We start from the raw sequence: 8437 nt of genomic DNA, 5'->3' as shown, positions 1-8437 counted from the left end.
CGACCTGCGGCTCAAGGTATGGGAACGGATGGCTGGCGACCTGAAGCCTGCGGATCTGGAAGTCCTTGTCGACCGTGAGATCACGCTGGGGGAACTCCCGCAGACGCTCGCCGATATTTTGAAATCGAACACACGCGGCCGGGTGCTGGTGAAGGTGTCCTAAATGAACCGCTGAATTGCCGGTTATCACGCTTCATAAACAACAAACCTGCTCCCATATTTAGGGGCAGGCTTGTTGTACATCTCTTTTTTTACATGATCAGGTGCCATCCAAATCCAATTACCCGGCCCTCCTGCGCTCCGCCTTTGTCATTCGGCCTTTGGCGCTGCCAAGAATCTTGACCCGCAACTGCTGAAAATCGGCTTCCATAAGAATAAGAGAAAGCATAATCAGCGTTCCGCCAATAAACAGATTAACCGTAAATGCCTCAAATCCAAAAGCAACGGAAAAGACGCTGCCAAAAACGCCTTCAAGCATCATAATTAGTCCGGCAGATGTCGCAGAGGTATGCTTTTGGGCTGTGATTTGAATCGTCTGCGCGACAAAGGAACACAGGATACTTACATACAGCAAAGGGATAAGAGCGGCGGACCAATTGATATCGGCAATCCGCTCCGTCTCCGCATACAGGAAAAAAATCAATCCGCCGGCGCCCTGCACCGCAGCCAGCATAAAAGCTACAATACTCACATCCGCCGCTCTTGCCCCGTAACCGAGATATACAATCGAGCCGGCATAAAACACCGCGCAAACCAAAGAGTAGATGTCGCCAATATTTACCGTCAACGCTTTGTTCCATACTCCTGTCAGTATGCCCATGCCCAGCATGCATAGCGAGATGGAGATGAAGCTTTTGAGCCGGAGCGGTTTTCGGTAAATGGCCCAGGCTATGAAAGGGATCAAGACGACATACGTGGCCGAAATAAACGCGTTATTCGATGGAGTGGTATACTTGACGCCAATCGTTTGCGTAAGGAATCCGCCAAAGTTGAGCAATCCGGCAATCAAGCCTATTTTAAAATCCCTAAAGGTCATGTTAAAAACTTTCTTATTGAAGAAAATAAGTACGAGCAGCGCAAAGAGAAAGCCTCGAAAAAAGTTGATGAATCCTGCGGAAGCGTTGGCGGTGAGCGCGATTCTGGTTACCACAAACCCCGAGCCCCAGAGCAAGGAAATGAATAATAGCATTATATTTGCCATGGGTTTTGTCATTTTCATTGATGTACTCTTCCTCTCTATAAAAAATCCCATCTCACACAGAGACAGGATTAGTCCACTCTTATAATGTTTACTCTACTAATTTAATAAAGTCAATCCCGCAGCTTATGAAGGGGAATCTCCAGTACGACTTTGCCGATCAGCTTATCCTTCGCGACAAAGGGCGTGTCCCATAAATGCGCGTCGTAGCTAATATTCCGGTTGTCCCCCAGGAAAAAATAATGATCTTTCGGGACCGTAACCGGTCCGAAGGAGTAATCCATCTTAACGGCAAGGTATGTTTCGTCTACCTTGGCCCCGTTTCGGTACAGCGCGCCATCCTTAATCTGTACAATATCTCCCGGCAGTCCGATCAGCCGCTTGACAAACAGCTTCGTCTCGCCAGCGATGGGAGGATGGAACACGACGATGTCTCCATGCTTCAGCGATGTAGCCCATAGCATTTTTTCCACAATTACCCTGTCTCCTACCTGAATGGTCGGATCCATCGATTCCGTCGGAACTCTCATCGCTTCGGCGACATAGCTGCGAACCAGCAATGACAGGACAATCGCAATTAGAAGGGTCGGCACCCAGTCTTTAACCAGTTTGGTGAGTTTATTCACTTTTAATAACCTCCATTCAAATTCCGTATGTACGGGCAATCTTTTCAAGTTCAGCCTTCAAGGGTTTCCCCGCTTCTTTCGGAATGTGAATGAGAAGCACTCCGCCAAATACGGTCTCCCATTTCCCGCCGCATTTCAGCACCCGCTCCTTGAATGCAGCAAGCTCGGGCGAATATGCGGCTTCCCGGCTGAGCAGCCTTACCATTTTCGCGTAGTCCGATTTCCGCACGGTTTCCACGTAGTAATAGACGCCGCGTTCTTCTTTCACTTTGATGATGTCTCCCAAGGACAAGTCCGGTCTGAATACAGGCGTCTCTTCGATCCGATATTCATTCTCGCCGATGCGGGTTACATCGAGAATTTCAATTTCGCGTCCCGCTTCATCGAAACAAAGCTGGAACTCCATAAAATCAGGCATCGGTTGCCTCCAATCACTGTTATGTACCTAGCTTTACAATAGACTACTATACGGCAAAATTCAAACCTGCCATTATTTCAGCGCCCGGGCGACGATTCGCTCGAACCAGCTCCAAGGCAGCAGATTCCTGCCTCCAATCAGCAGCCGGGAGCCTCTGCCAAGCACGTAGCGCAGGCGTGGCGAGCGCATCCGTACTATGCGGCCGATCAGATCGGCCACTTCCTGTGGATTAGGCGCCGTATCCGCAGCCTTGCGCGCATACCCTAGCACCGCATCCAGATGCGCTTGGTACGGAGATCCATCCGAGGTGCTAATCTGCGACAGCCCCTTGTTCCAGATGGGCGTACGGTATTCCCCCGGCTCCAGCAGAACGATCTTCACTCCAAAAGGCGACATTTCATGCCGCAGGCTCTCGCTGAAGCCCTCGATGGCGAACTTGGAAGCCGCGTAAGGTCCAAAGCCGGGAAAAGCGGCCAGACCGCTGACGCTGCCGATATTGATAATGATCCCTGTCCGCCGCTCCCTCATCTGTGGAAGAACCGCCTTCGTTACCGCGACCAGGCCGAAAAAGTTCGTCTCCAGCTGCCGGCGCCACTCCTCCATCGGCACCTCTTCCACAAAGCCGCCCGCCGCATAACCGGCATTATTGACCAGCACGTCGATCCTGCCGTAAGCGGTCAGCACAGCCTGCACTGTCTCTTCAATCGCGGCGGCGTCGGTCACATCCATCCGCATCACATGCAGGCGGTCAAGGATACCGGAGCGCTCCGCCCGCCGCTCCAGCTCTTCCTTCCTCGACGGCTCGCGCATGGTTGCAATGACCCTGAATCCCCGCTCCGCCAGCTTTACCACCGTCAGCATTCCGAAGCCGCTGGAAGCCCCCGTGACGAGGGCAACGGCTTCAATGCCCCGGTTCTCCGATTGAGTCAATGCATCCTCTCCTTTATCTCACTTTATCGGCCTATCACACTATCAATCTAACAATCATGCTGATCAGATAGGCGGCGGGAACGAGAACGAGCTGACCGAGCAGCGTGCCCAGAAACCGGGAGCCCATGAGCAGTACATATACCTTACCCAGCCGTCTGCGGTGTTCCTCGCTGGCCGTCGCCTTGTCGGTAATCAGCCCGAGCTGCGGGTCGATGAAGATCGTGAGCAGGATCGTCGCCATCCCATTAATGATCCCCGAGGCCTGGGAAGCGGTCGTGCTGTACTTCGGAATGAGATGGGCCGCGAACAGTGACGACATGACCCCCACTGTATAAAAGGCCGTAACGAAAATATTCAGCACGATCAACCGTTTCGGAACATCCAGATACCGGAAATAGTACAGCCGGATTTTCGGCCGTCTGACATATTTGCGGGTATTTTTCAATTGTCCGATGGTGACGCTCGCCAGCAGCTTAGGTATGGATCCTTGGATCTCCAGCTTGGAAATGATGCGCGCAAACAGTCCAATAAATGTGGGAAACAGTCCGATGGCGATCAGCGTTCCGAGCGAACCTCCCAGCAGGATAATCCTTAAAAAATTCTCCAGGGGAAAGCTTGAATCGTGCTTTGCCACATCCACAAACCTGGCTGTCAGCGGAGCCTGAATCAGATTAGCCGTCCGGGATACCAGTACTATAATACCGGTGAGAGACAGCGAGATCGCGATTTTATTCAATTTTACTCCGGCGTACCGGACCGAATACGACAGCGTCTCGGCGGTATGTATAATCATCGTAAGCAGAAAAGCGACAAGCAGACTTCCGGCCATCCGTGTTCCTCCCAAGGCTCCGATCGACTACCCGCGGATATTCGCGGAGTTTTCCATGATTGGGTATATCATCCATCCAACATTCTAACACACAGAAGCCGCCAAGTCTTTGGCAAAAAAAAATAACAGACGGTCCACTGGTAATGGAACCGCCTGTTAAACTTTTGCAACGAAAGCTAATTGATCAAGTCAGTACGATCCGCCAGTCTCATCCCCAAGCATCGGCAATGCCGCTTCCCTGCGGCGAATGCGGAAGGTCAGGGCAAGATCGGCGGCAAAGCCAAGGACAACCATAGGGAGCAGCACACTCCAGATATCCGCCGTTAGCGAGTATAGACGAATCATCAGCGGGTGAACGGCAATAAGGCATACAACCGATAATCCCCACCAGTAGAGAGAGAACAGCAGACAGATATGCCCGCCAATTTGATGCGGTTGGCCCGAGTAATCCCACCACCGGCGGCGGAACAGGAGCTTCAGCAGTGCCCCGGTGACATATTCCACAGCCGACGGTACGGCAAATGTCGCGGCTAGAAACAACGGCAGCGGCATGGCAGTACCGCCAAAAGCCAGCAGCAGCAGTGGAGCGAAGCCGTACATCGGTTTGTACGGCCCTTTCATCAGCCCCTCTTTACGGAACGTCCCGACGCTGTACCAATTATACATCCCCTCTATAAACCAGCCCAATATCGAATAGACGATAAAATAAAAAAAATATTCTCCCGGCACACTGTGGGCCGCCTCCCGGCCCCAAGACAACAATCCCGACATGCTAAAGTTCCCGCCTTCCTGTCCGATGGAATATCCGATTTTTCTTGCAAATCGGGCATAGTATGCCATCCGGGAGACGGGAATATACTCACAAAATTAGCCCCGCTAGGGCGTGTCTTCAAATCTTAAGCCAACCAGATATAGCCGAAGCCAGGTGTAAAAAAGCCGTAAAGGTAACGGCCAATTTGTCATAGCGGGTAGCCAGTCGGCGGTTATGTTTGAGTTTATTGAATAAGCATTCAACCAAATGACGCTCATTAAACCAGTCGGTAGGACGTTGAACCATTCGATGCTTGCGACTCGGAATGACCACATGAGCGTGCTTCTCTTCCAGCAGGGTCATGATTTTATTCGTGTCGTAGCCGCGGTCTGCCATGACGTTCTTGCCTTCAACATCCAGGGTCTGCAGGATTTCGTACCCGGCCACGCAATCATTGATATTGCCTGCGGTCACCTCGTATTTCAGCGGGTTGCCGAGCGCGTCAACGACGGCGTGAATCTTGGAGGTTAAGCCTCCTCGAGACCTCCCGATGGCCTGAAATTGCTGCCCCCTTTTGCCCCGCGCCGTGCTGGTGGACACGGACAATGGAGGCATCATTCATGACGCTTTCGGTATCGGGCTCGGCAGCGAGCACGTTCAGCATCTGATCAAAGAGGCCCGACTTTTCCCATCGGCGGAACCGGGTGTACACCGATTTCCAGGGTCCATAATAGTCAGGCAAATCCCGCCAAGGCGCTCCGCAGCGGACCACCCAAAGCATCGCATTCAGCATGTGTCGGTTGTCTTTGGCCGGGCGCCCGCCTTGCGGCTTCCGTTCAGGCGGTAAGAGATCTTTGATTTTTTCCCATTGGTCGTCGTGCAGTTCGTATCGTCTTCTCATATGAGCAGTTTACCATGTTTTGGAGTAATTTGATAGTTTGAAGACACACCCTAAGCAGGGCTTTACGAGAGGGTGCACGTGTACTGCGAACCGTCATTTATCTCAACCGGATATAAATGCCGGTCTTGTCGTCGGATACCTTAAACCGGGGATAGCGAATGCATTCGGCGTCTTCCCGCTCTATTTGCAGCAGCCATTCCGCGTAACGGGTGAGACCATTCTTCGAGACCTGATGGACCAACGACTTTACCGCATCTTCATCCGCAGTATCGCCCTCATCCGGATAGAACAGGCCGTCCGACACAAGCAGCAGGCTTTGCAGCCTAATCCGGTTGATTCTTCCATATTCGAAGAACTGCTCCGCCTCAGCCATCCCGTTAAGTACGGAGTACCCTTCGGGCGTATTCATTTTCTACTTGTTAGCAGCAATTACGGGTTTGACTGTTTCCCATAATTGATCTTTGCTTCCCCTGTCCAATATATAATCCGTCCCGGCTGCATCACTCATCCAAATAGCCTAAGGATTAGGGCAGCTCTTTAAAATCCCATTCACCGTCTGCTCATCCTCATATTTCTCGGCCACGCTCCGGGATGATGATTTGGATAATATCTCCTGTATCTCCTCATTGCTGTATATGTACATGGATAATTGCTCAATATCCTGCACAAAGTCGGTCAAGCTATGATTAACCTGAGACAGGTTCTCCAATATAATTTCGTACGCTTTGATCTGAATTTCCGTGGAAGCCTTGCGGTACGAGAACATCCCAAGCAGCCCGAGAGGCAATATCGTGATGATCAAGAGCAGAAGCATTAATTTCGTCCTTAACCCCATGGAATGGAACTGATTGATAAGGCTCATGCTGTCCGACTTCCTCTCCCCTGCAGAATTTGTCGATAAATATATCACAATCTGCGGAGAGGCGACAACAGATATTTACTAATCAAAGGGCCTGACAGAAGCAACAAAAAAAGGCACACCCCTGAAGGTTATGCCCGAATATACGGCCTGCATGCACCGCATCGTTATTTGGGATACTGCTCTTTAAGCGATGGAGACTGGAGCGGGCTGTCACTCAGCTTTCGGAGGGTTTCCAGCTTCATCTCGCTGTGGACTCCATAATAAGGACCATACTTCTTCTCAAGAACGACTCCGGCAAGAACATCCTGCCGTTTCTGCCGGTAACGGGCGTTTCGATTCCGATCACGCATTTGCATTTTCCTCCCTAAGGCAAAATGGGTTACAGATCAAGAAAGTGCGCCGCCAAACAACAGGTTGGAAATTCCGGTATGTACTTACAGTATACAAGAGGAGCAGGCATAAAAAAACAGGCTGTTCCAAAGAAAAGCCCATTTTTCTTAAAATTTTTATTTTTTCGGCACAGGGTCAGGATGGGCGGTTGGAGCCGGTTTGGATTCCCACTCGTCCGCTTCGGGTTCGATATCTACCCCGTTTTCCATCTTCTTGATCTCGGCGAGCGAGTCTCCAGCCTTATTTTCCCGGTTGCGGATGTCCGCTTCGTTTTGGATTTGATCGGCCATGCTTATCTCCTCCTTCTTAAAGTTTTACTTATTTGCCTCATAGTTATAGTTACCCGATGATGCCTTTTACAAACATCCTAAATGTTCTCTGTTGCGGGTACTTTGATTCACGGCCGTTATCCCTTATCATGAATAGAAAAAGGACGGCAAGGGGACGGGAAGATTGAAGCTGCTTTATAAGACGCGCGGAGATGGGCATGATATTGAGGTGTACGATACGGATGAATGGGACGGCGAAAAAGGGTGCTTCCGGCTGCTGCAATTTTCGGAGGAAGCGGTTCAGGGAGCGGTGGACTTGAATCGCCCTGAGCGGATCATGTTCGAGTATCCGAGAGCCATCCTTCATTTGATGGAGTGGAACAACCCGGCATTTGAGGACGTATTCATCATCGGGCATGGGGTCGGGACGATTTCCGGCCATTTATCCGGCAAAAAAATGATAACCGCCGAGGTCAGCCCTCAGATTGCGGAAATCAGCAGAACGTATTTCGGATACAGCGGGGATTCGGTGAGGATCGGCGACGGACGCCGAACGCTTGAACTAGAGCAGGACGGGGCTTTCGATTATATCGTTCTTGACGCATTCAGCGACAAGGGCACGCCCCGGCATTTGATCTCGCAGGAGTTCTTTCGCCTGGTCAGAACGAAGCTGAATCCCGGCGGAATGATGCTGATGAACCTGACGGGAAAAGGCGGAAATGACCGGCTGATCCAGGCGGTTTACATGACACTCACTTCGGTATTTCCCCATACGGAATCGTTCATTCTCCCCGAAAAAGGCTCCGCCAGCTTGAAAAATATGATTCTCGCCGGCAGCTTAAGGCCCATCGGCTTCAAAGCCCGCCAGATGGCGGGCTTTACCGGAACGGCGCTCCCTCCGGGGCATATCCTGACGGACTAAAAGCTATCGCTTCGCCTTCACCGCAATCCCCTCCGCTTTCAGCCGGCGGCGCAGTTCGGCGGCAAAAGCGGCCGCCCCGGCCCCGTCTCCATGGATGCATACCGTCTCCGCTTCAAGCGGAACTACCGTGCCGTCTATAGCGGCAACCGTACCTTCCTTTACCATGCGGATTACTTGGCGGACCGACTGATCTATGTCGGTAATGACCGCGCCCGGCTGGCGTCTCGGCGTCAGCGACCCGTCACGCTGATAGGTCCGGTCGGCGAATACTTCGCTGGCCGTTGACAGTCCCGCCTCGCGGCCGGCGGCAAGCAGCTCACTTCCGGCCAGGCCGTACAGCA

At 51.9% G+C, this 8437-nt stretch carries 12 protein-coding genes and 1 pseudogene; 1 reads left to right on the top strand and 12 read right to left on the bottom strand.

Going from position 1 to position 8437, the window contains the following annotated elements; all coding sequences use genetic code 11:
- Window positions 1–280: 280 nt before the first annotated feature.
- The 11 genes and pseudogenes from L691_RS0116360 to L691_RS32885 all read right to left on the bottom strand — a co-directional run bounded on the left by L691_RS0116360 (window position 281) and on the right by L691_RS32885 (window position 7195).
- Window positions 281–1189 carry a DMT family transporter gene (locus tag L691_RS0116360; RefSeq protein ID WP_269634862.1) on the bottom strand — a complete coding sequence of 303 codons (909 nt, stop codon included), beginning with the start codon at window positions 1187–1189 and terminating at the stop codon, window positions 281–283.
- A gap of 122 nt (window positions 1190–1311) precedes the next feature.
- Window positions 1312–1824 carry a signal peptidase I gene (lepB, locus tag L691_RS0116355; protein ID WP_025691522.1) on the bottom strand — a complete coding sequence of 171 codons (513 nt, stop codon included), beginning with the start codon at window positions 1822–1824 and terminating at the stop codon, window positions 1312–1314.
- Between the two features lie 16 nt (window positions 1825–1840).
- A complete protein-coding gene (locus L691_RS0116350) occupies window positions 1841–2242 on the bottom strand; it encodes a DUF4265 domain-containing protein (protein WP_025691521.1) in 402 nt (133 codons plus the stop codon).
- 72 nt (window positions 2243–2314) lie between these two features.
- Window positions 2315–3172, bottom strand: coding sequence for an SDR family oxidoreductase (locus L691_RS0116345; RefSeq protein WP_025691520.1), 858 nt, complete (start codon window positions 3170–3172; stop codon window positions 2315–2317).
- Between the two features lie 34 nt (window positions 3173–3206).
- On the bottom strand, window positions 3207–4001 hold the full coding sequence (locus L691_RS0116340; protein WP_025691519.1) for a lipid II flippase Amj family protein: 795 nt from the start codon (window positions 3999–4001) through the stop codon (window positions 3207–3209).
- A 189-nt stretch (window positions 4002–4190) separates the two neighbouring features.
- On the bottom strand, window positions 4191–4772 hold the full coding sequence (locus L691_RS29150) for a putative ABC transporter permease (RefSeq protein ID WP_156934257.1): 582 nt from the start codon (window positions 4770–4772) through the stop codon (window positions 4191–4193).
- A 196-nt stretch (window positions 4773–4968) separates the two neighbouring features.
- A pseudogene (locus tag L691_RS31395) lies at window positions 4969–5653 on the bottom strand (IS5 family transposase); the annotation flags it as partial.
- A 97-nt stretch (window positions 5654–5750) separates the two neighbouring features.
- Window positions 5751–6062, bottom strand: a complete 312-nt coding sequence (locus tag L691_RS29140) for a vWA domain-containing protein (protein WP_156934255.1) — start codon at window positions 6060–6062, stop codon at window positions 5751–5753.
- A 108-nt stretch (window positions 6063–6170) separates the two neighbouring features.
- The gene (locus L691_RS0116320) at window positions 6171–6515 is read right to left on the bottom strand and encodes a hypothetical protein (protein WP_025691516.1); all 345 of its coding nucleotides are present in this window, start codon (window positions 6513–6515) and stop codon (window positions 6171–6173) included.
- Between the two features lie 164 nt (window positions 6516–6679).
- On the bottom strand, window positions 6680–6865 hold the full coding sequence (locus L691_RS0116315; RefSeq protein WP_025691515.1) for a hypothetical protein: 186 nt from the start codon (window positions 6863–6865) through the stop codon (window positions 6680–6682).
- Window positions 6866–7021: 156 nt separating this feature from the next.
- Window positions 7022–7195, bottom strand: coding sequence for a hypothetical protein (locus tag L691_RS32885; RefSeq protein WP_198023056.1), 174 nt, complete (start codon window positions 7193–7195; stop codon window positions 7022–7024).
- A gap of 163 nt (window positions 7196–7358) precedes the next feature.
- Here L691_RS32885 and L691_RS0116305 point away from each other — a divergent pair, with 163 nt between their 5' ends.
- Window positions 7359–8096 carry a spermidine synthase gene (locus tag L691_RS0116305; protein WP_025691514.1) on the top strand — a complete coding sequence of 246 codons (738 nt, stop codon included), beginning with the start codon at window positions 7359–7361 and terminating at the stop codon, window positions 8094–8096.
- Window positions 8097–8099: 3 nt separating this feature from the next.
- Here the strand turns inward: L691_RS0116305 and L691_RS0116300 are convergent.
- Window positions 8100–8437: LamB/YcsF family protein (locus L691_RS0116300; protein ID WP_025691513.1), on the bottom strand; the 338-nt coding region annotated here is incomplete at its 5' end.

Origin of the sequence: Paenibacillus zanthoxyli JH29, assembly GCF_000520715.1 — a bacterium.
Lineage (GTDB): Bacteria > Bacillota > Bacilli > Paenibacillales > Paenibacillaceae > Paenibacillus_AQ > Paenibacillus_AQ zanthoxyli.
This window is presented reverse-complemented; position numbering and strand designations above follow the sequence as displayed.